Annotated in this window: 22 protein-coding genes and 1 riboswitch; of the genes, 18 read left to right on the forward strand and 4 right to left on the reverse strand. The window is 49.4% G+C overall.

Annotation, left to right across the window (positions count from 1 at the left end; translation table 11 throughout):
* The first annotated feature begins 35 nt into the window (after positions 1–35).
* The 8 genes from OIN60_RS14910 (at position 36) to OIN60_RS14945 (ending at position 8,415) form a co-directional block, all read left to right on the forward strand.
* A complete protein-coding gene (locus OIN60_RS14910) occupies positions 36–614 on the forward strand; it encodes a TerD family protein (protein WP_305755668.1) in 579 nt (192 codons plus the stop codon).
* 91 nt (positions 615–705) lie between these two features.
* A complete protein-coding gene (locus OIN60_RS14915; RefSeq protein WP_305755669.1) occupies positions 706–1,941 on the forward strand; it encodes a TerD family protein in 1,236 nt (411 codons plus the stop codon).
* Positions 1,942–2,027: 86 nt separating this feature from the next.
* Positions 2,028–2,756: a TerC family protein gene (locus OIN60_RS14920; protein ID WP_305755726.1), complete on the forward strand. Its 729-nt coding sequence runs from the start codon at positions 2,028–2,030 to the stop codon at positions 2,754–2,756.
* A 118-nt stretch (positions 2,757–2,874) separates the two neighbouring features.
* Positions 2,875–4,086, forward strand: a complete 1,212-nt coding sequence (locus tag OIN60_RS14925; RefSeq protein WP_305755670.1) for an HpcH/HpaI aldolase/citrate lyase family protein — start codon at positions 2,875–2,877, stop codon at positions 4,084–4,086.
* Entirely contained in the window at positions 4,067–5,410 is a 1,344-nt protein-coding gene (locus OIN60_RS14930; protein WP_305755671.1) for a phosphoribosyltransferase family protein, read from the forward strand. Before OIN60_RS14925 ends, OIN60_RS14930 begins: the two co-directional genes overlap by 20 nt.
* 17 nt (positions 5,411–5,427) lie before the next feature.
* Positions 5,428–6,555 carry a cysteine protease StiP family protein gene (locus OIN60_RS14935; RefSeq protein WP_305755672.1) on the forward strand — a complete coding sequence of 376 codons (1,128 nt, stop codon included), beginning with the start codon at positions 5,428–5,430 and terminating at the stop codon, positions 6,553–6,555.
* Positions 6,552–7,370: an HAD family hydrolase gene (locus tag OIN60_RS14940; RefSeq protein ID WP_305755673.1), complete on the forward strand. Its 819-nt coding sequence runs from the start codon at positions 6,552–6,554 to the stop codon at positions 7,368–7,370. The genes OIN60_RS14935 and OIN60_RS14940 overlap by 4 nt, the downstream gene beginning before the upstream one ends.
* A 19-nt stretch (positions 7,371–7,389) precedes the next feature.
* Positions 7,390–8,415: an ATP-grasp domain-containing protein gene (locus tag OIN60_RS14945; RefSeq protein WP_305755674.1), complete on the forward strand. Its 1,026-nt coding sequence runs from the start codon at positions 7,390–7,392 to the stop codon at positions 8,413–8,415.
* Positions 8,416–8,768: 353 nt separating this feature from the next.
* Here the strand turns inward: OIN60_RS14945 and OIN60_RS14950 are convergent, their stop codons facing one another.
* A complete protein-coding gene (locus tag OIN60_RS14950) occupies positions 8,769–10,235 on the reverse strand; it encodes an amino acid permease (protein WP_305755675.1) in 1,467 nt (488 codons plus the stop codon).
* 139 nt (positions 10,236–10,374) lie between these two features.
* A riboswitch (Lysine riboswitch) is annotated at positions 10,375–10,577 on the reverse strand.
* A 116-nt stretch (positions 10,578–10,693) separates the two neighbouring features.
* Positions 10,694–11,827: a virulence factor gene (locus OIN60_RS14955; protein ID WP_305755676.1), complete on the reverse strand. Its 1,134-nt coding sequence runs from the start codon at positions 11,825–11,827 to the stop codon at positions 10,694–10,696.
* A gap of 262 nt (positions 11,828–12,089) precedes the next feature.
* Here OIN60_RS14955 and OIN60_RS14960 point away from each other — a divergent pair, with 262 nt between their 5' ends.
* Complete coding sequence (locus OIN60_RS14960) at positions 12,090–13,103, forward strand: MBL fold metallo-hydrolase (RefSeq protein ID WP_305755677.1); 1,014 nt, start codon at positions 12,090–12,092, stop codon at positions 13,101–13,103.
* A 112-nt stretch (positions 13,104–13,215) separates the two neighbouring features.
* A complete protein-coding gene (locus tag OIN60_RS14965) occupies positions 13,216–14,844 on the forward strand; it encodes an ABC-F family ATP-binding cassette domain-containing protein (protein ID WP_305755678.1) in 1,629 nt (542 codons plus the stop codon).
* Positions 14,845–15,084: 240 nt separating this feature from the next.
* Here the strand turns inward: OIN60_RS14965 and OIN60_RS14970 are convergent, their stop codons facing one another.
* Positions 15,085–15,279 carry a hypothetical protein gene (locus OIN60_RS14970; RefSeq protein ID WP_305755679.1) on the reverse strand — a complete coding sequence of 65 codons (195 nt, stop codon included), beginning with the start codon at positions 15,277–15,279 and terminating at the stop codon, positions 15,085–15,087.
* A 316-nt stretch (positions 15,280–15,595) separates the two neighbouring features.
* On the opposite strand from OIN60_RS14970, the gene OIN60_RS14975 reads away from it, so the two are divergent.
* Positions 15,596–16,471, forward strand: coding sequence for a cation diffusion facilitator family transporter (locus OIN60_RS14975; protein ID WP_305755680.1), 876 nt, complete (start codon positions 15,596–15,598; stop codon positions 16,469–16,471).
* A 75-nt stretch (positions 16,472–16,546) separates the two neighbouring features.
* Here the strand turns inward: OIN60_RS14975 and OIN60_RS14980 are convergent, their stop codons facing one another.
* The gene (locus OIN60_RS14980; RefSeq protein ID WP_305755681.1) at positions 16,547–17,389 is read right to left on the reverse strand and encodes a TrmB family transcriptional regulator; all 843 of its coding nucleotides are present in this window, start codon (positions 17,387–17,389) and stop codon (positions 16,547–16,549) included.
* Between the two features lie 169 nt (positions 17,390–17,558).
* Here OIN60_RS14980 and OIN60_RS14985 point away from each other — a divergent pair, with 169 nt between their 5' ends.
* The 7 genes from OIN60_RS14985 (at position 17,559) to OIN60_RS15015 (ending at position 26,646) form a co-directional block, all read left to right on the forward strand.
* Positions 17,559–18,479 carry a DMT family transporter gene (locus OIN60_RS14985; protein WP_305755682.1) on the forward strand — a complete coding sequence of 307 codons (921 nt, stop codon included), beginning with the start codon at positions 17,559–17,561 and terminating at the stop codon, positions 18,477–18,479.
* Between the two features lie 108 nt (positions 18,480–18,587).
* A complete protein-coding gene (locus OIN60_RS14990; RefSeq protein WP_305755683.1) occupies positions 18,588–19,787 on the forward strand; it encodes a C40 family peptidase in 1,200 nt (399 codons plus the stop codon).
* Between the two features lie 221 nt (positions 19,788–20,008).
* A complete protein-coding gene (locus OIN60_RS14995; RefSeq protein WP_305755684.1) occupies positions 20,009–20,506 on the forward strand; it encodes a DUF948 domain-containing protein in 498 nt (165 codons plus the stop codon).
* Between the two features lie 57 nt (positions 20,507–20,563).
* Positions 20,564–21,085, forward strand: a complete 522-nt coding sequence (locus OIN60_RS15000; RefSeq protein ID WP_305755685.1) for a hypothetical protein — start codon at positions 20,564–20,566, stop codon at positions 21,083–21,085.
* A gap of 92 nt (positions 21,086–21,177) precedes the next feature.
* Entirely contained in the window at positions 21,178–21,519 is a 342-nt protein-coding gene (locus OIN60_RS15005) for a YflT domain-containing protein (RefSeq protein ID WP_305755686.1), read from the forward strand.
* A 247-nt stretch (positions 21,520–21,766) separates the two neighbouring features.
* Positions 21,767–22,936: a PP2C family protein-serine/threonine phosphatase gene (locus tag OIN60_RS15010; protein WP_305755687.1), complete on the forward strand. Its 1,170-nt coding sequence runs from the start codon at positions 21,767–21,769 to the stop codon at positions 22,934–22,936.
* A complete protein-coding gene (locus OIN60_RS15015; protein ID WP_305755688.1) occupies positions 22,933–26,646 on the forward strand; it encodes a response regulator in 3,714 nt (1,237 codons plus the stop codon). Before OIN60_RS15010 ends, OIN60_RS15015 begins: the two co-directional genes overlap by 4 nt.
* Positions 26,647–26,677 lie beyond the last annotated feature (31 nt).

Genomic DNA, 26,677 nt, shown 5'->3' on the forward strand with positions numbered 1-26,677 from the left:
AGTTTAACAAATATAAAAGAAAAGGGGACTCACCTGTGGCGGTTAACCTCTCAAAAGGACAAAAAGTAGATTTAACAAAAACGAATCCTGGCCTCACCAAGATTAAAGTTGGCTTAGGGTGGGACCTCAATAAATATGACGGAGGAAGCGATTTTGACCTGGATGCATCTACCTTTCTTCTGAATGCAGTAGGCAAGGTGAACTCCGATCTTGATTTCATCTTTTATAATAATCCGTCTAACAGCAATAATTCCATAGCCATTTCTGGGGATAACCGTACCGGTGAAGGGACAGGTGACGACGAGTCGGTCATGATCGACTTGGGCAATGTGCCTGCAGATGTTCATAAAATTGCTTTCTGTATTACGATTCATGAAGCAAAAGAGAGAAATCAGAATTTTGGACAAGTGGTCAACTCTTATGTTCGTGTAGTTAACGAAGCAACGAATGAAGAATTGATTCGTTATGATCTTGGTGAAGACTTTTCGATTGAAACGGCTATCACGGTAGGAGAACTGTACCGGCATAGTGGAGAATGGAAGTTTAGTGCGGTTGGCAGCGGATTCCAGGATGGACTCGCCGGACTGTGCCGGGATTACGGAGTAACCGTTTAATTAGAGGATGATTTACAGGCTTAGACGCTCAGTAATATCCGAGCCGGATGCGGGGGTATCAGCATCCGGCTTAAATGAAAGGCTGGTATAGATGACGATTACATTGATTAAAGGCCAAAAAGTTGATCTCACCAAAACAAACCCCCTCTTGAAAAGTGTGATTGTCGGCATGGGATGGGAAGCCGTTCCTGACGTGGACATCGATTTTTCTTCCTTTCTGCTGGCGGGCAATGCTAAGGTCACCCAAGATTCGGATCTGATCTTTTACGGTAATCCTGCGGGTCCCAACCAGTGTGTATCCGTCCGGTCACAAGCTGTAAATTTAGCCGGGATATTGGATAAAGCGCAACTCGAGATCCATTTTAAAAACATACCGGATCAGTACGAAAGAATTTCCTTCTCTCTCACCATTTATGATGGAGAACAGCGTTCACAAAGTTTTGCAAAGGTTCGAAATACATATATTCGAATCATGGATCCAGCAAGCAACCAAGAGATCATCCGCTTTAATATCGATACCCCTTTTAGCGTGGAAACGGCCATTGTTGTAGGTGAGATTTATAAGCACCAAGGTGAATGGAAGTTCAATTCCATTGCTTCAGGCTTTTCCGGCGGGCTTGAAGCCCTTTGTAGCAGCTACGGCATTGAAGTCCAAGAAGAATCCGTGTCTTCGCCTACTCCTGAGCCGCCCAAGAGCACGCCTTTACCTCCAACACCTGCTCCCCCACCTGTCAATCTATCGAAGATTGAACTTAAAAAGCGTGGGGACAAGATTAACCTCCAAAAGGGAGCAGGCCCGCTGGGTGAAATAGTAGTCAATCTAAATTGGAGCCAGGGCAAAAAAGATCTTTTCGGTTCTGCAAAAAGAATAGACCTGGATCTCGGATGCCTCTTTGAATTACAGGATGGTTATAAAGGTGTTATTCAAGCTCTGGGAAAACGGTTTGGCTCATTAGATTATGAACCATATATCGCGCTGGATGGGGATGATCGGACAGGGTTGGTAAAGACGGGTGAAAATCTCCGCATCAACGGCAAGTATCTTTCGGAAATTAAACGTATACTGGTCTTCGCCTATATCTACGATGGAGTCGCGAATTGGGCACAGGCTGATGGTGTGGTCACCATTAAGCAAAGCGGAGGACCAGATATCGAGGTTCGTTTGGACGAGCATAATGACAGACAGGTGATGTGTGGGATTGCACTAATTACCAATGAAAACAACCAAACCTTTAGTGTAGAAAAATTGATCCATTACACTTCAGGACATAAGGAGCTCGACAGAGCATTTGACTGGAATATGCGGTGGACAACAGCATCGAAATAGGTCCTGAATTTTAAGGGGGAAAGTAAGTGAGTGATTTTTTCCAGAGTCTAGCAGATAATTTTTCTACATTTTTTAACTGGCCGCATATGGCACAGGTTTTAAGCGAGCCGGCAAGCTGGGGCATTATATTCTCATTAATCATCATAGAAGGATTGCTCTCAGCGGATAATGCCTTGGTGCTGGCTGTGCTTGTTAAACATTTACCTAAAGAACAGCAAAAGAAAGCATTATTTTATGGTCTCTTGGGTGCATATGTCTTTAGGTTCATTGCTATTGGCATAGGTACATTCCTTGTTAAAATCACATGGGTTAAAGTCGTCGGTGGTCTTTATCTGCTGTGGATCGCGTGTAGTCACCTGTTTAAGCTGGAAATTAAGTTTTATGGCATTCTTCCCTATATTCGCCGTCAGTCGGCCGCTGAGGAAGGGGAAGAAGAGGTCCAAAATAAAGGTAAAGGTTTCTGGCAAACGGTACTTGCTGTAGAGGCTATGGATATTGCTTTCAGTATCGACAGCGTAATCGCAGCCTTTGGCGTAAGCAACGAAGTTTGGGTTCTGTTCCTCGGAGGTATTCTGGGCGTGCTGATGATGAGGGGGGTTGCTCAGGTATTCCTGAAGTTGATAGACAAGTATCCGGAGCTTGAGCAAGCGGCGTTTATCCTTATCATTATTATCGGCGCTAAAATGCTTGCAGCGGTAGCGGGATTTGAAATGTCTCATTATCTTTTCTTTGCCATATTAATAGCTGTATTTGTTGGAACGATCATTTTCAGCTCTATCCGCAAAAAATCCAGCTCTGTAACCAAATCTGCATAATCCAAATTCTGGGTCCCTCCTTCCACTGGGAGGGATTTTTTTTACACCTTGGAAACTCACATTTTTATTTGTAGGTGCCGCAAGTTGGGGAAACCCAGCATGGCAAGGAGGAGCGAACGTGCGCTATTTTAATTACTTGCAGCCGGAAGAGGAATCCAGAATATTTCATATCGCCCCGTCTCATTTTACAAATCGGACTCCAAAAGAGGTCCTGGCTTTTGCTGTAGGCGCTGCACTGTATATGCCGGCTACAAGGGCGTCTATTGTAGGAGACATTATGGATAGTAAAATCAAAGGTCTTACCTCCATGGTCATAGACCTTGAAGATGCGGTCGGTGATCATCAAGTTGAACAGGCGGAAGCCTCCATGCTTGATCAAATCTATCGTCTCTACTCCATGATGAAGCTAGGTGCAATCCAGGAAGAGAGCATTCCGCTGATTTTTATCCGGGTACGGTCGCCGCAGCAGCTCAAACGCATTATAACGATTTTTGAAGAAACGACTGAAATGATTACAGGCTTTATGCTGCCGAAGTTCTCACTTTCCAATGGACAACAATATCTTGAAATCATTCAAGGCTACAACCATACCAAGCGTCTCTCATCTCCAACATTATATGGCCTGCCTATTCTTGAATCCGCGGAGGTCATCTATAAAGAGGAAAGATACCAGACGTTATCGGGACTCAGACAACTCATTACACAATATCAAGATTACATATTGAACATCCGGATTGGAGCGACTGACTTTTCAAGTCTATTTGGCTTGCGCAGAAGTCCTGACATGACGATCTATGATATCTCTGTGATCCGGGATTGTATTACCGATATTATCAATTTCTTTGGGCGTGCGGAGGACGGGCATGTCATTTCCGGGCCTGTATGGGAGTATTTCAAGTCAGACCGAGTGCTTAAACCTCAACTGAGACAAACGTTATTTGAAGAAACTGCCGGTAGAGTGGGCAGAAAACGCAGAATGGAAATTTTGAATGTGTACGTTGATGGATTGATCCGTGAGGTAGCTATGGACAAGGAGAATGGAATTATAGGCAAGACCATCATCCATCCAACCCACATTCTGCCGGTGCAATCCATGTATGTAGTGACACATGAGGAATATATGGATGCCTTATCTATTATCGACAATAACACCGGGATGCTGGGCGTATTCAAAAGCAAATATTCCAATAAAATGAATGAAATCAAACCCCATCTCAACTGGGCTCAGCGGATGATGGCACGGTCACAGGTCTATGGCGTCCTTCATGAAAATATCAATTTCACCACTCTACTCCTTGGAGACAAAGAACATGAACAAATACTCATTTAAAGTACTGGATCAATTAAACCTAGATATTCAAATTACAAGCAATCCCTATCAAATTCCGTTACAGGATCTCTTTGCCATGGCAGCACGCATCAATAAGAAAAGAAGCTTTTTATTTGTAAGCAAAATTCTCGGCAAGCATATTCCTGTTGATCCGCATATCGGCTTACTGGGGGCATTCACCTTAGGGCTGCTGCTTCATGCTAAGAATGAGGTTACGATGTCGGTCGAAATGGATCAGATTGTACGGGGATTTAGTGATAGCTCAGAAGCCTTCAAGCTCTGTGAGAGGTTAAAGCAGCAGCGTCTTCCTGTCCCTGAGCCCATGATATTCATTGGCTTTGCGGAAACGGCGACTGCTTTGGGGCATGGCATGTTTGATCTGTTTACCGGTCCGGCAAGGTTTATTCATACGACGAGAGAGAGCATTCATGACACCAGCCCTCGTTTGAGCTTCGAGGAGGAACACTCCCATGCTACAGCCCACCGTTGTTATGCGGCTGATCCTGATTTTTTCAGTGGTGAGGATACGGTTGTTTTGGTCGATGATGAAATCACAACTGGCAAAACAGCCTTGAATATAATTCAAGACATACAGCAAAAGCATCCCAGAAAGCACTATGTGCTGGCAAGCCTCCTGGATTGGCGGTCTGATGAACAAAAAGAACAATTTACCCAGGTGGAGCAAAGCTTGGGCATTACGATTGATTGCATTTCTCTGGTACAAGGGAAAATTAGCGTTAACGGAGCACCGCCAGAGGTTCAAGCAGAACTGCCTGATCTACCGGTTCATGATGCTGCAGAGCAGCATATCGGCATCATCTCGTTATCCGAATATTTTGATCATCTTTCCTATTCCTCCACGAATTCTGTTGGTGATGTCAACAAAGAGCCGTTTCTGAAGTTTACGGGACGTTTTGGTATGAATGCTCAAGAAAGCTATGTATTGGATGCTTCTATTTCAAAAGCGTCAGCGTATTTAAAGCAGCACAGAACAGGAAAGAAAACCCTTTGTCTGGGAACAGGCGAATTTATGTACATTCCAATGAGGATTGCCGCTGAAATGGGGGATGGCATCTATTATCAGTCGAGTACAAGGAGCCCTATCCACCCTTCTGATCACAAGGATTATGCTGTTCGAAATAAATTTCCCTTTCATTCCCCGGACGACCCGGCGATTCCTTATTATTTCTATAACGTTCCCGAGGGAGTATACGAGGAAGTCTTTGTTTTTATGGAACGGCCGCACCAGCCCGAAACTTTTCAATCTTATGAAAAGGCTCTTCTGTCTACAGGCATCCCCCAAATCAATGTTGTCTTTTGTTAAGAATAGGAGTGTACGATATGATACCAGACACCAGACTGATGTCTCCACCGTTAATAGGTAGTTATAAGGCGGAAGATGTGGTTTTTCTGCTGAAAGATATTAGCGACGCCAAGCTGGAGGTGCCAACAGAAGACCGGGAAGAAGCGATCCAGGCGGGAAGGCATTATTCGGAAATGCTTCCGGTAGAATACCAGCCTACGCAGGACTACCTTGATTTATTTCACAGAACCCTGCAAAGCAGCGCTAAAAAAGTAGCTTTGGCGGCAGGAGTAGTTGCAGAGCTTATTATTAAAAAAAGAGGATGTAACGTTGTACTGGCATCCCTGGCCCGTGCTGGAACACCTATTGGAATACTGATCAAACGTTATGTTGAAAAAACCTATGGTATAACCTTGCCGCACTATAGTATCTCGATTATCAGAGGCAAAGGGATCGATGAAAATGCGATTCTTTATATGCTGCAGAATCATCCTTCCAGTGAGATTCAGTTTGTAGATGGCTGGACAGGCAAGGGAGCGATTCGCAAAGTCCTGATAGAGGCTAGTAAGATATTTCACGAGAAACATCATGTCTTATTAAATGATGACTTAGCCGTTCTTGCAGATCCAGGACATTGCTCCCAAACCTTCGGGACTCGTGAAGATTTTCTGATCCCGAGCGCTGCTCTAAATTCTACAGTCTCCGGACTGGTGAGCCGCACCGTTTTACGCCCAGACCTCATTGGCCCCAATGATTTTCATGGTGCGAAATTTTACCGCGAATGGCTGGCCGAAGACGTTTCGAATGTATTTGTTGACCAGGTGTCAGCCCATTTCGATGAGATTATGGACCAGGCGAAGCTGCAAGCCGAACAACTGTATCTGCATCCAGAAGAGGAGTCGTGGAAAGGAATGCAGGATATTACACGTATCCAGAACGACTTCGAAATTCGTGATGTTAATTTGGTGAAACCAGGTGTTGGGGAAACCACCCGGGTGCTGCTGAGAAGAGTGCCTTGGAAAATACTTGTGGACCGGGAAGACAATCCGAATCTGGAGCATATTCGTTTGCTGGTAAAGGACCGAAATGTGCCTATTGAGGTTTATCCTGATTTAAGCTACTCGTGCTGTGGAATCATTCGTCCCGCGAAAGGAGAGAAATCATGATTTTTGCAAGCGATTTGGACAGGACGTTGATTTATTCCAGAAAATCTATGGGCACGGTTCCGGAGAATGAGCTCGTTCCGGTAGAGCTTTACCAGGGGGACTATATTTCCTATATGACGCAAACCTCCATTGAGCTGCTGCAAAAGCTTGCCGGCCATGCGATGTTTATTCCAGTCACGACCAGAACGGAAGAGCAGTATAAGCGGATTTTTTTTATTGAAGAGCACCTGCAGCCTAAATATGCAGTTACTAGTAACGGCGGCAAGATACTGATTGACGGGATTCTGGATCAAGCATGGTCAGCCCATATCCAGCATTCTTTGAAAGAAAGTGCCGCTCCGGAGGAAGTAAGCAGCGCGTTTGCTCAGATCAGTTCGCCGGAATGGGTCCGGAAAATCGAGTTTTCGGATGAGCTGTTTTTTAGTGTTATGCTGTATCCCGAGCGTGCGCCGATCCCTGTGATTGAAGAATTCAGGCATCGTTTAGCGGCCATGGGCTGGCATGTGTCATTTCAAGGAAGAAAGCTGTATTTAGTGCCTGCTGGAATTAACAAAGGGGATGCGGTGCTGTATATCCGTGATGTTGTTGGCGCCCGCTACATTGCTTCAGCCGGGGATTCCCTGCTGGATGAAAGCCTGCTGAACATCTCCGATTTGGCCTTATCGCCAAGACATGGCGAGCTATATGCCCGCAAGCCCGACAAGGCGGGGGTACGATATACCCGGCTGTCAGGGATCAAGGCGGCGGAAGAACTCATTGCGGAAATTACTACCTATTTTCTAAGCATACAGCAGCAGGTTCCCACTATTTCATAATGAAGGAGCAACCACTTTTATGAGCTTACGTATTTGGTATAATCGTACTTTTTCAACGGCAAGTCACTATGTTGAAATGATTCGTCGTAATGCGGACCAAAGGCAGTTCGAGATTTATGTGACTCATCCCAAAACACATTCCTTGATGTTACAGATCGCAGATTATGCCGAGCCTGAGCCTACATTGCCTCTTTATGAGTATCCTGGGTATTGCCTCGATTTTTGCAAAAAACATAATATTGATATTTTCATCCCTCATTTTGGCATGTCCGAAATTGTAAAGTATCGCTCGGAATTCGCCAAAATCGGGACGAAGTTATTGGCAGCCGGAGATGCTGAGCTTATCGGCTTGGTGTTGGATAAAGGCAAACTATTTTCGGAGCTTTCCACTTTAAAGAGCATTGAGTTGCCTGATTACTATGTTGTATCGACTGTTGATGAGTTTAAGGAAGCCTATCACCAACTGAAAGAGAGAGGGCATCGGGTGTGCTTTAAACCGGCGAGCGGAGAGGGAGGAGCTGGTTTTCGCATCATCAAGGAAACACTGCCTTCGATCCAGAGTCTTTACGATCCTTGCGGACCAGGCATCCTTTTGGATGAAGCCATTCGTATGCTTTCAAGTGTTCCTGAGTTTCCGCCTCTCATGGTAATGGAATTCATGAGCGGACATGAATACAGTATTGATTGTCTTGCTTCATCATCATCGTTATTAGCAGCTGTGCCTCGTAAAAAGGTAGAGGGCCGGGTGCGCTTACTGGAGGAGAACGAGTTATTGATTGAGTGGGCTCATGAAATTCATAAAGTGATACCGCTCCAATACAACTTCAATATCCAGGTGATATACCAGAAGGGCAAACCGAAGCTGCTTGAGATTAACCCGAGAACGTCGGGTGGGCTTTATACATCTTGCCTGACAGGCATCAATTTTCCTTATCTTGCCGTCAAATTGCTGCTGGGTGACCAGGTAGTTGTGCCTGAACCTGAATTCGGAATTGTGGCAACCCATATCGAAAAAGAGATGATCATGCATCGAAGCTTCCAATAAAAGAGACTGTGAATCTATCAAGAATAACACCTTGCGGTCAATTTCAAGGTGCCGCCTGCGCTTTTTGCTTATAGTAAAAGGTCAAGAACCGGAGTAATTCTCCGCTCTTGACCTTTTTTTTGTTTATCCCGCGAGATTCTGGGGAAATATAAATAGCATTCGGCCTCTTAACTCTGCATATCCTAGTTAAAAAAAGGAGAGAGTGTTGTATGCTGGGACTCGTCTCGTGTGGAATCTTGATTGTTTACCTGTTGATAGCCGCTGCATCCGAGAGAACAAAAGAAATAGTAGAAGCAGATTAACACAAAGACTGTCCCGGGGCAGAGGTTCTGTCTATCGGGACGTTTTTTGTGTTAGTGCTCTGTTCTCGTTCCTGTATCAAGATCGACCTCGTGCAGAGGGATGACATGTGTACGGCGAACGAGGTTATAGCCAAACCACAACAGCAGGAACAGGGGAACCCCCAGATAGACGGCTGTCAACCCGGCCCAGTCGATCTGCGCGCTGATGAAGGCGTCTGCGCCCTGTCCGATGATCACGATGATGCAGAGCACAAAGGCAAAAAGCGGGCCGAACGGGAACCAGCGGGCTCGGAAGGGCAGCTCGTTCAGGCTGCGCCCCTGTGCCATAAAGGCTCTGCGGAACCGGTAATGGCTGACGGCGATGCCGACCCAGGTGATAAAACCGCACATGCCGGAGGCATTCAGCAGCCAGGTGTAGACGACTCCGTCGCCCAACAAAGAACCGAGGAACGCCAGCAAGCCAACGGAAGCCGTCATGAGCAGCGCATTCATCGGAATGCCGCGCCGGTTCAGCCTACCGAGGAAACGGGGAGCCTTGCCCTCCTTAGCGAGTACAAACAGTACACGTGTCGCCGCATACATACCCGAATTACCGGCAGACAGCACAGAGGTCAGAATGACTGCATTCATGACGGAGGCTGCTATGACGAGTCCTGCCTTTTCGAACACCAGCGTAAACGGACTGATGCTGATATCCGTAATGTCACTCCGCAGCAAATCCGGATTGGTATACGGAATCAGGGCACCGATGACGATGATGGCCAAAATGTAAAAGAATAGAATGCGCCAGAAAATTTGCCGCACAGCGCGGGGAACGTTCTGGCGGGGATTCTCGCTTTCGCCGGCCGCAACACCGATCAGCTCGGTGCCCTGGAAAGAGAATCCAGCCGCCATGAAGACGCCGAGGATGGATAAGAACCCGCCTGGAAACGGCGCGTCACCGGCTGTGAAATTGCTAAATCCGGGGGTCTCCCCGTTCAGAATGCCGAAGATCATCAGCACACCCACGATAAGAAAGACGATCACGGTAATGATTTTAATCATGGCAAACCAGTATTCCGACTCGCCGTAGCCTTTGACTGAAAGAGCGTTCAGTGCGAAGATCAGGGCCAGGAACAGCAGGCTCCACCAGCCTGAATGGCTGTCCGGGAACCAGTACTTAATCAGCAATGTGGCCGCAGCCAGCTCGGCGGCGATTGTCACCGCCCAGTTGAACCAGAAATTCCAGCCCATCGCAAAGCCAAAAGCCGGATCGACAAAGCGGCCGGCATACGTATTGAATGAGCCGGATTCCGGCATATAGGTCGCCATCTCACCTAGGCTCGTCATCAGAAAGTAGACCATAATGCCGACGGCTGCGTAAGCGAGCAGCGCTCCGCCTGGCCCTGCCTGCGCAACAGCTCCTCCGCTGGCCAGGAACAAGCCTGTCCCGATCGATCCGCCGAGGGCGATCATCGTCATATGTCTTGCCTTAAGCCCCTTCTTCAAGGAAGCCGGGGGTGTGTCGTTGTACTGCATGAAATGAACACTCCTTTGTAAAATGGCAACATGTCATGTCCAGGCCCGAGCAGGAAGGGGATATCGGTGAAAACACAAAAAGACCGCAGGAAACAGCCTGCGGTCTTGATCTATAATACTCCGCATCATACCTTCCAGGATTAAAGATAGCTCAACACAACGCCCGGTACACGGGCGGTTGTGACAGTTCTGCACCTTTCGGTGTGCAGCCCCAGCAGCCGGGACGCTTGCAAGGAGTCGGTCCCCGGGCACTTCGGCGGATGGGCCTTTCGGCCGGAATCATGGACGGCTCCTGTCGTCTCCTCCGGCTTACTGATCACATCCGCGACCTCTACCTCATCATGGTTTGGTTGATGAGGTTTGTGACATGAATATGTTATTTATTTTTTTAGAACAGGGACCAGTATATCTTTTTGTTCCCTAATAATCAATGATTATTTGATGGGGAAAATTCATCTCTAGGAATTCCGCTTCGCCATCTGCTGCCATACTGTGCCGGCAGCTTGCTCTCCGGATTCGATTCGTTCCAGCGCCATTTTGGCCTGCAGGCTCACTTCAAACTCGGGATCCTCCACCGCTTGCTCCAGCGCATCCCGGGCATCCTCGGTTCCGACCTCGTACAGGAAACGTGCCGCCCGCCAGCGTACAAGCTTGCTGCTGTCCTTCAGCGCTTCAATCATAGGATTGGTAGCGGCAGGATCACCGATGTCGGAAAGGGTATCACCTGCCGTCCGCCGCACGGATGCTGAAGAGTCACGCAACGCCTCGTATAACAGCTCCATCGCCTCAGGAGTCCGCACATCGCCAAGGTAGACGACGGCGAGCCGTCGCACCTGCATTTTCTCATCACGCAGCGCGCGCATGATGAGCGGCAGGCGCTCAGGCGTTGGCTCCATGGCATCAATGGCTGCGTACCGCACGCGCCAATCCTCGCTGCCCAGCGCTTCATCCACCTCAGTGTCGGTGTATTCGCGGCGCTGCTCTACGAATTCGCTGCTGTCCACGCCGTGGGCGATTGCCTGCTCCACCACCTTGGACAGGCGCTCAGGCGGATAAGCGGCTTCGAGCTCCTGCTCCACCTCACGCACGATATCCGCCAGCTCGCCATAACGGATGCCGTAATCAACAAGCTTCCGCTCCTTGATCAGGGTAGCGCTGGCCACCTCTGTTACGGCGCTGACAAAACGGTCCGAGAGGGAGATGCGTTCTTCCTGTCCGCCTGCCTTCACGCGAATCTGCATTGGCACGCCACGGAAGAACTGCACGAATACGTGGGCTTCCCCGAAAGCTTCAGCAGTTCCTTCCCCCGGAATATCCCAGTTTGTGTCCGCTGCATCCGCGCCAAACTGCTCACGTACCTCCCCGAGAATGGCGGCCCAATCGGCATTGCCCTTGCGGTCCAGCGCGACAAAAGCGGCGGTGTGAAATACGCTCTTCACCCCATCGATCCGCAGCATGCGGCGAATGAAAGGAGGCGCAGAACGTTCTGTTTCCAGTGTATATGTTTTGCGAATGCCCGGCTCCAGCGACTCATCCAGATGAAGCATCATCGTATTGGGACTTGGAGTCGGTTCGATAGATGTAATTTTCATGATTTTCAGCCAGCCTCCTTACAGCAAAATATTTAAAATTTCTTGTATTCTATTGTACATCATTTGTCTGGAGCTTCCAAAGTATGACGATTCCCGTGGCTGTTCGTTTCTCAGGAAGGATAAGGATACTACAGCCTTTTTTCCTTTTGCTCTGGTTTGATTTATACTAACAATATGTAAAAAGCTGCATCGGATGCATCCGCCGCTTGAATATACTGATTCTCGGACGGACGCCATCATGGAGAGGAGGCTATCGGATTAAATGCCCAAATTACGCTTCAACAACATTGATAATGTAAGCACAGATAAAACACTCAAACAATTCAGGCAGTGGCGTGAAGAGCGTCGCCGCAAGATAAAAGATTATTCCTTTACTATTCCCTTCCATACTGCGAACCTGGAGTTTCTTCACGGTAACAGGGAAGAGACGACGGTAACCTGGATCGGACATTCCACGTTTTTCATCCAGTACCTGGGATTAAATATCGTGACTGACCCGGTATGGGCTGAACGCATGGCTTTGAACCGCCGCCTCACGCGTCCGGGTATTCCGATTCAGGATGTTCCACCGCTCGACGTGATTCTTGTGTCGCACTCCCACTATGATCATATGCATATCAATTCCCTGCGTAAATTGTACAGTGCGAAGACGCTCTTGATCGTGCCTTGCGGATTAAAATCCAAAATGATTAGAAAAGGGTTCCACAACTGTGTGGAGCTGAATTGGTGGGAACATGTCACGGTTGGTGGGGTGCGGATCAGCTTTGTCCCGGCGCAGCATTGGACACGCCGGACGCTTACGGATACCAACACTTCGCACTGGGGCGGATATGTGCTGGAATCCGAAAAGCATCTGCCCGGCCATGGGGGAATCCCGTATAATGAAGGAGCAGGCATGGACGACACCATGGGTGTTCAGGAGCCTGTGCCGCCTACACTGTATTTTGTTGGAGATACTGGATATTTCCGCGGCTTTAAGGATATCGGGGAACGGTTTGATATCGATGTGACTCTGATGCCGATTGGTGCGTATGAGCCGGAATGGTTCATGACCTCGCAGCATGTCACACCGGAAGAAGCGCTGCAAGGGTTTCTGGAGACAGGGTCCGAGCTGATGGTGCCGATGCATTACGGGACGTTCAAGCTGGCGGACGATACACCGAAGGAAGCGCTGGACCGGCTGGAAGCCGAGCGCAAGCGACTTGGAATTGCCAAGGAGCGCATCCGGGTGCTGGGGCATGGGGAGATGCTGCGCATTGAAAACCGGAAGGATTAGACCAAAAGCAACGAAAACAAGGGCGGAAGGTTCAAATCCGCCTTCGTTCTGTGTTATAATGCATAGCTAGGATACGGTTTAACCAAAATGAATAAAGGACGGTAATGCATATATGATCAGTACAAGCGGCGTAACGCTTCGTTATGGCAAACGCCCACTTTTTGAAGATGTAAATATCAAATTTACACCAGGTAACTGTTATGGATTGATTGGTGCAAACGGAGCCGGCAAATCGACGTTTCTGAAAATATTGTCCGGGGAAATCGAGCCTAACAGCGGTGATGTCCATATGACACCGGGCGAACGCTTGGCCGTACTGAAGCAGAACCATTACGAATATGATGAGTTTCCGGTACTGGAGACAGTCATTGTGGGGCACACCCGGCTTTACGAGATTATGAAGGAGAAGGACGCGTTGTATGCGAAGGCCGATTTCTCTGAAGAAGACGGACTGCGTGCAGGCGAGCTTGAAGGGGAATTTGCGGAGCTTAACGGCTGGGACGCAGAGCCCGACGCAGCGGCTCTTCTGATTGGTCTTGGCATTCCGCGCGAGCTTCATGACAAGAAGGTGGCCGAGCTGAGCGGTAATGAGAAGGTACGCGTACTGCTTGCGCAGGCATTGTTTGGACGCCCTAACAATTTGCTGCTTGACGAGCCTACGAACCATTTGGACCTGGAGTCGATTCAGTGGCTGGAGAATTTCCTGATGGACTATGAAGGCACCGTTATCGTGGTATCCCATGACCGTCACTTCCTGAACAAGGTCTGCACGCATATTGCGGACATCGATTTTGGTAAAATCCAGATGTATGTCGGCAACTACGACTTCTGGTACGAGTCCAGTCAGCTTGCATTGCAATTGACCCGTGACGCGAACAAGAAGAAGGAAGAGAAAATTAAAGAGCTGCAGGCGTTTATCCAGCGCTTCTCAGCCAATGCTTCCAAATCCAAACAGGCGACATCCCGCAAAAAGCAGTTGGATAAAATTACGCTGGATGATATTAGGCCGTCCAACCGGAAATATCCTTTCATCAACTTCAAGCCTGAACGTGAAGCCGGCAAGCAACTGCTGACGGTAGACCGCATGAGCAAGTCAATTGAAGGAGAACAGGTGCTGAACGAATTCAGCATCGTGGTGAACAAAGGCGACAAAATCGCGTTTGTCGGTCCGAACGGATTGCCCAAGTCTACTCTGTTCGAAATCCTCATGAACGAGAAGCAGGCGGATTCCGGAGAATTCACGTGGGGGGTTACGACATCCCAGGCTTATTTCCCGAAAGACAACTCCAAGTACTTCGATGGGGTGGAGTTGAATCTTGTAGAATGGCTGCGCCAGTACTCCAAGGATCAGGATGAGACCTTCCTGCGCGGTTTCTTGGGACGTATGCTGTTCTCAGGCGAGGAAGCGTTGAAGAAGGCCAGCGTTTTGTCCGGGGGCGAGAAAGTTCGCTGCATGCTGGCTAAAATGATGCTGAACGGTGCTAATGTGCTGCTGCTTGACGAGCCTACGAACCATTTGGATCTCGAATCCATTACAGCGCTGAATAACGGCTTGATTGACTTTGACGGTACTATGCTGTTTACTTCCCATGACCATCAGTTTATTCAAACGATAGCAAATCGTATCGTGGAAATTACACCGAACGGCGTCATCGACCGCGTGATGAGCTACGACGAGTATCTGGAGAGTGAAGAAGTCAAACAGTTGCGTGAGCGCATGTACCCTGTAGAAATTTCTTAAGCCCTTCTGCCAGCAGCTCCATATAACAAAATAAAGGGAGCCCCAAAAGGTCTGTTGACCTGGTGGGGCTCCCCTTTTTCATGTTCTAAGCTGCTGCGTGTTCTTCTTCGCGTAAACTTGCAAAAACATTCCTTGAACAGGCGAAGCGTTCAAGATGAACCCCCTGCCCAAGTGTCCGGAATTGTTCTGGAGAAGTGAAGCGCGCGTAAGAACAATCGGGGCACAACAACCTGGACACGATTAGGAGCCTCCGGTACGGCGGCGCTGATTATTCGGTTTTTTCGTATTTTGACTTTTAAGCGCCTTGGTTTGTCCGCCATTGAAGCCGCCGCCCTGAGGGTTATTTCCCTGCTGTTTTTTCTGGGCAAGCTTCTGCCGGACGGCTTCCGCCAAATCAATTTTACGGGGTTCCTGATTATCCTGATTATCGGTCATTATAGATTCCTCCTGATGCCGCCAAGGTTGGGTCCTCATGGAAACTGCAGTGCGGGGCATCTGAACTCATTTTATACGTTTTTAAAAGGCCGGACAAGGGCAATATGAATAAAGCGGCTAGGGCTAGCGGATGAATTTTGCATGGGAGAAAAAGAATTTCTTTTATACTACACGGATGAGCATGAGCAATATTTTTTCATTGCCACTACAGCCATGCAGACAAGAAACAGTGTTTCTCTAGACCCACTAGAGTTTTGTCTGTTACCATGAGTGAATTGATTCGATCTATTCTGGAACTGCTGAGGAGTGTCTTATATTGCCGGATGTGTACGAAGAAATACGTAAAGGTGAAAAAGGGGCCTGGATCAGCATAGTCACTTATCTGGTTCTTTCGGCGTTTAAAATCATATGCGGCTATTTATTGTTCTCAAGCGCTCTGCTTGCAGACGGATTTAATAACCTGACAGATATTATGGCCTCCGTTGCGGTGCTGATCGGTCTGCGTATTTCCCAAAAACCGCCGGATTCCGATCATGCATACGGGCATTTCCGCGCAGAGACGGTAGCCGCTTTGGTCGCATCCTTTATTATGGCTGCGGTGGGTCTGCAGGTGCTGATAGAGGCTGTCCGTTCCATATTCGAAGGCAACAAGCAGGAACCCCATGTGATGGGGGTGGCGGTTGCGGTGATCAGTGCGGTGGTCATGCTGGGCGTGTATCAGTACAACCGCAGGCTGGCCCGCGAGATCAATAACCAGGCGCTTATGGCAGCCGCGAAGGATAACCTGTCCGACGCTATGGTGAGTATCGGGGCTGCGATAGGCATTATCGGTTCACAGTTCGGTCTGCCTTGGCTGGATACGGTGGCGGCGATTCTTGTAGGCTTGCTGATATGCAGAACCGCCTGGGAAATTTTCAGAGATTCGACGCACACGCTGACGGACGGCTTTGATGAACACCAGTTGTCCGATCTGCGCAGCACCATTGCCAGAACACCGGGTGTGGAAGGAATACGGGATGTAAAAGCGCGTGTCCATGGCAATTATGTGCTTGTCGATGTCGTGATTGAGGTCAATCCGGATTTGTCGCTCATTGAAGGCCATCGAATCAGCGATAAGATTGAGGAGCGGATGAAGAAGGCGCATAATATTATGCATGTGCATGTCCACGTAGAACCAAGCGGTGTGAAGTAAGCGATGGCAAAGGATTTTCTCATGAGCGGGATGAGGAAATCCTTTTTTTGGTGTCAGTGATTGAAAGATGGAGGGCTATCTCCCGAGTCCCAGCTTCATGGCCATGCTGTAGCCTGATGGGCCGAAATTATACTTTTTGCGCAGCTCAATCAGATTGGGACCGAAGGTCTGCTCCAGCGTTGCGCGGTGCGCCTGCATCATCTCATAAATATACAGGTCATGAATGATGACCTCGGTGATCGGCATGACAAGACCAGGGTGCATGGTCCAGGCCGCTCGGCTGTCCGTACCCAGAGAAACGATACCGGCCACCACTTCACGATCGTCCACACTTGCTACAATCCAGCGCCCGCCGTATTCCCGTGTAATCTCTTCACTCGAATCGTGCGGGTATACCTGCGCAAAATCGAATTTCAATTCTCCGTAAACGACAATTAGAACCTCGACGCCTCGTTCCGCCGCTCTGCGCAGTTCGAGTTCAAGCTGCTGTGCTTCTTCGGTCCAGATCTCCAGCAAAATACGTCCGGACGCCCGGTTGATCGCTTCCGCCGTTCGGCTCAATATCGCCTCGTATCCGGTGATGTTCCATATATTTTCCCGATTTAAAGAGACATAGGAGTAGTTGGCAAGCGCAGCTTCGGCAGCTTCGAAGGAGGATTCCAGCCTGCTTTTTTTCATACGGATTAGCTCCTGTGGCGGCAGGGGCGTATACAACGAAGGATCTTCGTGGCTGACCATAATTTCCCCGCGCTCGACCAGCCCGCTCAGCACCTCGTAGATTTTGGAACGGGGTACGCCTGAATTCAAAGAAATCGCATATCCCGATAAAGGGGATTTATCAAGCAGTGCCAAATATGCTTTGGCTTCATACTCGGTAAAATTCAAATCCTGCAGCATTTTAATGATTTCTGATTTCATCTTCGAACCTCCTGATTCTCGGTTTGCTCAATAGCTCGTTTCGTTCGCTTATTCGATATCCTCCATTATTACACTTGACAGGCAATAGTGCCAATGCTATACCTTTTATATAGTGGCTACATAAGTAGCTACTATATTTGAGCGTTTAGAATACCTTGGAGGGCTGAGCATGGATACTGTAAATGAAATCCGAAAGGCACGAATAGTAAAAGCGCGAAACAGCAGAGGTTTTTACCTGATCGCTGTAATTACTGCTGTTGTGATATGGAGTACCTCGTTTGTAGGTACCAAGATCGCTTACCAATCGTTTCCGCCTCTTACACTGGGAGCTGCTCGTTTCGTCATTGCTTCGGTCATTTTGGGAGCGATTATGCTGGCTAGAAAAGAATTTGTAAGACCGGCTCCGCGGGATATGGGCTGGATGGCGCTGAGCGGAATATTGGGCACAACGCTTTACTTTGCTATGGAAAATATCGGACTTGAGTTGACCACAGCGTCAAGCGCCGCATTGATTGTTGCCTCATACCCGGCCATTGCGGCACTGCTCGAATTCATTTTTTATCGTGTGAAAATTTCCTGGCTGAAAGGGCTTGGGATTGTAATGGCCGTTGCCGGGGTGTACCAGATTTCGGGAGGCAGCTCGGGGGAGAGTTCAGGACAGTTAACAGGCAACCTGATCCTGATCCTTGCAGGTGTTGTGTTTGCAGCTTATAACTTTACTACACGCAAAGTGGTCAATCATTATTCGATGGTAACCGTTTCGTTTTACCAGACCATTGCAGGGACAATCGCTTTTATTCCACTTGCGCTGCTTGAGCGGTCCAGGTGGCAGGTGCCTGATGAGGAGTCTCTCTGGATGCTGCTGTATCTTGGCATCTTCTGCTCGGTAGCCGCCTTTATGTTGTATAATTACGGACTGCGGAGCCTCAGCTCCGGCAGTGCCGTGGCGCTGATGAACCTGGTTCCTCTCTTCGGGGTACTGTTCTCAACGGTGTTTTTGCACGAGGTTGTGCATATATACGATGGGATCGGTGGAGTGATCATCATTATCGGGGTTATGTTGAGCGTGAGGGAAAAGCAGGCGTCCTAGCTTCTTAATAGGCAATATGTACTATGTTGATCTAACCTGTGCTTTATTATAATGGTAGCAATGATGTTGAAATTTAGAAAATAAGCTGCAGAAGCATGGAGGGAATGCATGAAAAAACGCGCTTTAAACCTGCTGCTGGCTTCCGCGATGTTATGCACTGTGTCGGATGCCGTATTCTCCAGTGCAGCCTCGGCAGCCTCGACGGCCATTTTGCCCGGGCAGAAGGCGGTCATTCAATCCGCTGTGCGTTTGAGAACGGCACCGTCAACGGATAGCGAAACTGCTGCTTTCCTGAAGCAGGGGGAGACGGTTACGGTGCTGGCGCAAGCGGGCAGCTATTGGTACAAGGTGAAGACAATCACCGGGTTAACAGGATATGCAAGCAGCTCCTCCCAATACATAAAGATGAATGCAAGTCCCGCGGCGGTGGTCCAAAGCGTATCTACTGCTGTGCTTCCTTTGGAGCAGGCACCTGTGTACTCCGCTTCCGGACAGGCGGCATCGGACGCTGACGTTGTGCCATTAGCCGGACAAGCCAATGGGACGGGAACGATTCAGACGGCGGTCAATTTGCGGGAACAACCGTCCACACAAGCTGCTGTCCTTGGCGTGCTCGGAATGGGTGAGGTGGTCTCCATCGTTGATACAAGCGACCCTTATTGGTATAAAGTGACAACCTTTGGTGGATTAAGCGGTTATGTGAGCTCGTCGGAAAGGTTTCTGAAGAAGGGCGGTATCCTTGGGTCCACTCCGGCTCCTCAAGCAGCTTCGGCCGCTGCTTCCCCCTGGAGCGGAACGGTTTCTCCCACTCCGCAGGTGATGCAGATCGAGCCGGCATACACCGGGACAGATGTATCCGAGGCGATCGAGCAGGTCATCGCGACCGGGATGACTTATTTGGGAACACCGTATGAATTTGGCTCCGACCGGAATACGACGGATACATTTGACTGCTCGGATTTTATTCGTCAGATATTTCTGGAAGGGCTAGGCTATCAGCTTCCAGCGGACTCGCGCCAGCAGGGGAGCTGGGTGCAGCAGAATAGTAACCCGGTTTACGATATGTCCGAGCTGAAGCGCGGGGATCTGGTATTCTTCGACTATGCGAGCTCAAGGGCGGAAGCCGAAGCGGGACTGGGGCAGTCGAATTCCACCATTACCCATGTAGCAATTTACCTGGGCAACAATCAGCTTTTACATACGTTCTCGGCCGCAGCCGGAGGGGTGAAGGTCACGGATTTCAGTAAGTCCTGGCAGGAGCACTTCCTGTTCGGGGGCAGCGCGGCAGACCGGATTTATGCCGATTGACATGGTTTCGTACAAATCCAATGTATAACGATTAAGCTCTGATTTTGGCGTGCATGTGGGCGTCTGGATCAGAGCTTTTTTTGTGCATGCGTTTTTTTCGTAAAAGGACCTGCACTCCTAGGCATCAGCCCGCATATCGTTTGTTTCGTGTACTAGTGGAAGGGGTAACTAAGCAGTACAAGGGACCCCAGATAACAGCGACAGGAAAGCGAGGTTAGGCTATGCTAGCGCAAATCAGTATTTTTATTATCGCACTTGCCTTTGCAGTACTTGTCTTTTTTCTGGTTAGGACTCTCCGCTCGGCGTCAACGTCATTGGAGAAGGTAACGGATACGCTGTTGGAGGTGCAAAAAACGATTGATGAACTAAGCTATGAGGTCAAACAGATGCTACGTCATGCGAACGACATTACGATAGACGTGGAACATAAAATGAAGCAAATTGAGCCAGTCGTGACTACGGTGAAAAATTTGGGTGACGTCCTGGCAGAGATTACGGCAGCGGGCAAACAGCTATCGACTACGTTCATGTCCAAGCTGAACAAGGCTAAACCAGCGCAGGCCGCGGCCAAGGCAACAGTTGCTGCAGAACCGGCGCAGCCGTCCGACAGCACGTTTCAAGCCTACGATGCTGTGCACAGCAAATCCAGCCGAGCAAGTAACTGGCTGGCCTATGTGGATATCGCTGCCGGTGCATGGAGTAAGATCCGGAGCAGATAGCGCAGTCGGCAGATCCGCTTAACCGGCAACCAAGAATCCATTGAAAGGGTGAGCAGAATGATGATCGCACAGCTGTTGATGCTTGCAGGTTTGCTTTCTCCTTTTCCCGGAACGAGTGCGGATCCGGCGGCTGCTTCACCGCAAGTAACCGGCAATGTGGCGCAGGCGGTGGCAGGAGTGCGGGAGCAGTCGCCTGCCATTACCCAGTTTACTTCCCTGAATGGCATCTCACTTGATGACCGGAAAGAAGATGTCCTTCGTAAAAAAGGAAAACCGAGGGAGGTCTCCGAAGACTGGCTTCTGCATTCCACGGAATATCATTACGCTGACGCTGTGGTAGGGATCCGGGATGGTTATGTTTATTACGTGCATGTGGACCCTGGGGCGATGCGTGTACAAGTGAACGATCAGTGGCTGCCGCTGGATCGGCGCACGCTGGAGCAGAAGCTGGGGGGGACCCAGTTTACTGCTGAAGATGGTGATGTATATGTACGAGGCCATAAAGCCATCAAGGTCTACACCAACCCGGCGACCGGAGGACTGCGGGCTGTGGAGTTATTTGATGAAAGCTCGCAGTGATTGTTTCAAAAAGATGGGGGCTGGTTAATGATACAGCGTGCTGGGGCTGGCCCAAACACGAAACCTGAATACAGTTAAGGAGAGTGAGAACGATGAATTCGACGAATGCTCAAGCTTATGCAAAAGTGGTGGAGAACGGAGTGCAGGCCGTGGAGACGGTGAAGGAGCTGCGCAGTACTGGCTACCGTTATGAAGACGTATTTGTGCTGGCGCATAACCAGGATCGTACGGACCGTATCGCCGGGACAGCGGCTGCAAAAGAAATTGGCATAAAGGAAGAAGGCATGTTTGACTCTCTGGCGAACCTGTTCCGTTCACGCGGTGACGAGCTGCGGGCGAAAATCGTGTCGATGGGTTTTACCGATGCCGAAGCGGCATTTTATGAGAAAGAGCTCGATCTTGGTAAAGTACTCGTGATTGCTAAAACCTCCTAATTCAACCGTCTGCTTGCCGGTTGATCATGCATCATCCGTGAACACAGATAAGGAATGGGACGCTCTCATGGCCCATTCCTTATCTATGTTTATGAAGATTTTAGAAAGTGGTAGGGCTTCTTGACATAGAAGTTTTTCGACAAAAAAGTTATAGTAGGATACGTAGGTTGTTCATATTTTAAGCCAAAAAAACACCTGTTGTATTGTTAGCTGAAGCTTATATTCTCAGATAAAGAGGGAGAGAAATATGAGAATTTTAATTGTAGACGACAATCCGACGAATGTCATCATTATTCGCGAAATATTAAAAAAGGAAAATTACAGGGATGTAGTGTCCGCCGCGTCCGCCGCGGAAATGTTCGAGCATCTGGGGCTGGGAGACCGTTCGGTGGAGATCAGACCCCGCCCTTCCGATATTGATCTGATCCTGCTGGATATGATGATGCCTGAAATGGATGGAATCGAAGCCTGCAGTATCGTACAGGAATACGAGCATTTGAGGGACATCCCGATCATTATGGTGACAGCGGTCGGTGATTCCAAAAAGCTGGCCGAGGCGCTGGATGAAGGGGCCATGGACTATGTAACCAAGCCGATCAATAAAGTGGAGCTGATGGCAAGAATCCGACTGGCCCTGCGTCTGAAGCAGGAGAAGGACTGGCATAAGGAGAGGGACCAGCGGATTCAAGATGAGCTCAAGCTGGCCGCGATGGTGCAGCAGGCCGTGCTTAGCCCGTCCATACAGGATCCGATGCTGCACATCCATGCTTTGTATCAGCCATCGTTTGAGCTGGCTGGAGATCTATACTCCTGGTATCCGCTTGGGGACGGGCGTTATGCTGTCATTCTGCTCGATATGATGGGACACGGTATTTCCTCCTCCCTGTTCTGTATGTTTATCGCTTCGGTACTCAAAGACACCGTTACCACTTATGTGGATCCCGAGAAAGTTATACAGGAGCTGAATCGCCGCTTTAATCAGCTTGATCTAGGCAAGCAGCTTGTTCAATACTACTTTACTGCCATTTATATGGTGATTGATACGCGGATGAAACGTATCGACTACGTTAACGCAGGGCATCCTCCAGGGTTATTGATCGGGAAGGACGGAGGTGTCACCAAGCTGGACAGTGTATGCTATCCGGTAGGACTTTTCGACAGAATGGAAGTTCAGGCTGAAACCCTCTACTATGACGGGAATGAGCAAATTGCACTGTATACGGATGGACTGCTCGAAGCGGTCGAAGGGGATCATGACCGGCAACTGGAGTATCTCATCGGGCATTTGCGTGAAAGTCAGGAATGGGAAGAGGACGTCATGCGGAAAGCCTTTTTTGAGGTGGAAGTACCACTGGAACGCGATGACGATAAATGCCTGGTGTGGATTTCATTGAAAGAAGGAGAGGCTTCTGCATGAAAATCAGAACTAAGCTGCTTGTTGGATTCGGGGTGCTGATGGGGATCATGATCATGCTGACCGTGATCGGTTATGACCGGTTGGGCAGTATGAACAGCCAGTTGGATAATGTATATGAAGACCGGTATTTGGAGGTCCGTCAGACCGCTGTAATCCGCGCTCAGGTTAATGATATGGCCAAGGTCATGGCCAACCTGCTGTTGAATCCCGGCGCTTCCGTTGCCGAAGGCAAGGAGCAGTTGGAACAGATGATTACAACCGGGGATATTACGCTCAAAGCTATTCAAGGCAGCCCTTCCGCCGCCGCTGAACAGATACTTGTAAAAAGCGTGGAAACTTCCTGGGGAAATTTTAAAGAGTATGAATCCCATCTGATAGAGCTTCTTGAGCAGGGACAGTTCGATCAAGCCAACGCCTACAGGAATAGTACCGGATTGCCTGCACAAGAAACCGTGCTGGAACGAATCAACACCCTCTCCAATTATCAGGATACTGAGGTGGATAACGAGATCGCGGCCTCCAGAGAAGTATTCCGCGAGGCGGTGAGGACCTCAACCATCGTTATGTCCGCTGGGCTGCTGATGTCGCTGGCGATCATTCTTTGGGTGCTCCCGAGCATTACGCGAGGCCTTGGCACTGTTTCTTTGATGATTACGGGCTTCGGCAAAGGACGATTTAGAGCGATTCAGCGATTGCGCGTAACCTCAAAGGACGAAATCGGCCAAATAGCCCAGGTGTTTAAAGAAATGGCTGAGGATTTGGAGGAGAAACGGCGACTGGAGCAAGCTATTATTCAATCGCAGCAGGAGCAGACATGGCTCAGCAACAATACGGCGCGTGTCATGGAGCTGCTGCGGGGCGTGAATTCCCGGGAACAAATCGCTCAGATGTTTATTAGCGAATTCACGCCCATTCTTGGCGCCAGCTACGGTTCCATTTATTTGCTAGCTGAGGACAAGCGCCCTGACACCTTGTTGGCATTCGGTTCATACGCAGGCACCGGTAAAGCCGTGCTGTACAAGGAAGAGTTCAGGATTGGAGAGGGCTTGATCGGCCAAAGTGCAATGGATCGGCAGCCTGTCATTCTGGATGACTTGCCTCCAGGATACTTGTCGATCACTTCTTCGCTTGGGTCGGCGCAGCCGTCAGGTGTAATGATATATCCTATCGTATTCGAGGATGAGCTGCTGGGGGTAGCCGAGCTGGCTGCGTTCAATAAATTTGGCGAGCTTGAGCAGAAGCTGTTCTCGCAGTTAGTGATGAACCTTGGCGTCATTCTTAACAATGTGCAGCGCCGTATGCGTGTGGAGCAACTGCTGCGGGAATCTCAGGCACTCACGGAAGAGCTGCAGTGCCAGTCGGAAGAGTTGCAGTCACAGCAGGAGGAGCTGAAGCGCTCCAACGAGAATCTGGAGCAGCAGACCGAGGAGTTGAAGCGTTCTGAAGAGCTGCTACAGCGCCAGCAGGAGGAGCTTGAGCATTACAATACAGAGCTGATGGCCAAGACAAGAGCGCTGGAAGAACAGGTTCGGGAAGTGGAAGAGAAGAACCTGGAGATCGAGAAGGCCCGCTCCCAGTTGGAGCAGCAGGCGATGCAGCTTGCCGTGACCAGCAAATACAAATCGGAGTTCCTTGCCAACATGTCACATGAGCTGCGTACACCGCTGAACAGCTTGCTGATTCTGTCGCAGCTTCTGTCCGAGAACAAAGACGGCAACTTGAATCCGAAGCAGGTGGAGTACGCTCACACCATTTATATGTCAGGGGCCGATCTGCTTAAAATGATTGATGAAATACTGGATCTCTCCAAGGTAGACGCAGGCAAAATGGAAATCAATTATGAATCCGTCAGCCTGGAGGGGCTGGAGAGATTTATAGAGCAGCATTTTGCGCCTGTTGCGGCCCAAAAAGAGCTGCGGCTGGTAACCCGGATGAGTGATGGGCTTCCGAAGGCCATCATCAGCGACGGGTACCGTTTGAAGCAAATCTTACGCAACCTGCTGTCCAATGCCTTCAAATTTACGGCTTCAGGATCGGTGGAATTTACGATCGCAGCGGCTACGAAGGAGAAGCTCCCTTCCTATTTGAATGAGAACCAGCCGTATTTGATGCTGTCTGTCCGTGATACCGGCATCGGCATTGCTCCGGACAAAACCGATCTGATCTTCGAAGCGTTCCAACAGGTGGACGGGACGACGAGCCGCAAATACGGCGGCACCGGTCTTGGATTGTCTATCAGCCGCGAGCTGTCACGCTTGCTTGGCGGTGGAATCGAGCTCGAAACGGTTCAAGGGGAAGGAAGCTGTTTTACGCTGTATCTTCCTGCGGAGGCTGCACCGGAGGTGCCGGAGGAGGCTGGAAATGGATACGCTGCAAGAGCGTATGCGAGCCGTGAAGCAGCTCCGATGCTGGACCCTGATATGCAAAGAATCAGAGACGGGCGCTTCCCTGCCGTGGTGGAAAGAAAGCTGGAATCGGAACCCTACGCACTGGAGGCACCCAAGCTGGACGATGACCGGGACCGGATCGGCCCGAAAGATAAGGTGCTGCTGATTATTGAGGATGACATACATTTCGCCAATATCCTGATTGAAATGGCCAGAAGCCGCGGTTATAAAGCGTTGTCAGCACTGCAGGGAGACACAGGGCTTGAAATGGCAAAGACCTATCTTCCTGACGCCATTATTCTCGATATTCAGTTGCCGGTCTTGGACGGCTGGTCCATCCTGGGTGAACTGAAGAGCAGCGCTGCCACGCGGCACATCCCGGTGCATGTCATTTCTGTGATTGATGATATCAAGCAGGGATTGATGATGGGTGCGATTGCCTATTTGAAGAAGCCTTCTACCAAAGAAAGCCTGGACAAAGCATTCGTCCAAATCTCTTCTTATACGGACAGCAAAATGAAACGGCTGTTGATCGTTGAAGATAACGATACACAACGCCAATCCATCATTGAACTTATCGAGCATGATGATGTCGCCATTACTGCGGTATCTACGGGAAAGGAAGCCTTGGCTGAGCTGGGAGACCAGCACTACGACTGCATGGTGCTTGATCTGATGCTCGCGGATATGACCGGCTTTGATCTGCTGGACCGTATTCGGGATGATGACAATCTGAACGATCTGCCCATTATTATCTACACAGGCAAGGAACTGGACAGCAAGGAAGAAATGCGTCTGCGCAAGTATGCCGAGTCCATCATTATCAAAGACGTCAAATCCCCGGAGCGCCTGCTGGATGAGACGACACTGTTCCTGCATCGTGTGGAAGCCAATTTGCCGGAGGACAAGCGCCGTATCTTGCAAAAGCTGTACAACAAAGAGGAACTGTTCGAGGGCAAACACATTCTGCTCGTCGATGACGACATCCGCAACGTATTCGCCTTATCGAGTGTTCTGGAGGACTATCGCATGAACGTCACCTTTGCCGAGAACGGAAAGGAAGCTCTGGAGCTGCTTCAAGGGGCAACGACATTTGATCTGGTTCTCATGGATATGATGATGCCTGAAATGGACGGATACGAGACGATGCGCCATATCCGGGACATGCCGCAATACGAGAAGCTGCCTATTATTGCCCTCACAGCGAAGGCGATGAAGGATGATCGGGCGAAGTGCATCGAGGCGGGAGCTTCCGATTATGTCAAAAAACCGATCCAGACGGATCAGCTTTTATCATTAATGAGGGTATGGCTGTATTCGTAACCGTATTATTGGGGTAATAGAGATAAGGACA

Origin of the sequence: Paenibacillus zeirhizosphaerae (assembly GCF_030705605.1) — a bacterium.
In the GTDB taxonomy this organism is placed as follows: Bacteria; Bacillota; Bacilli; order Paenibacillales; family Paenibacillaceae; genus Paenibacillus; species Paenibacillus zeirhizosphaerae.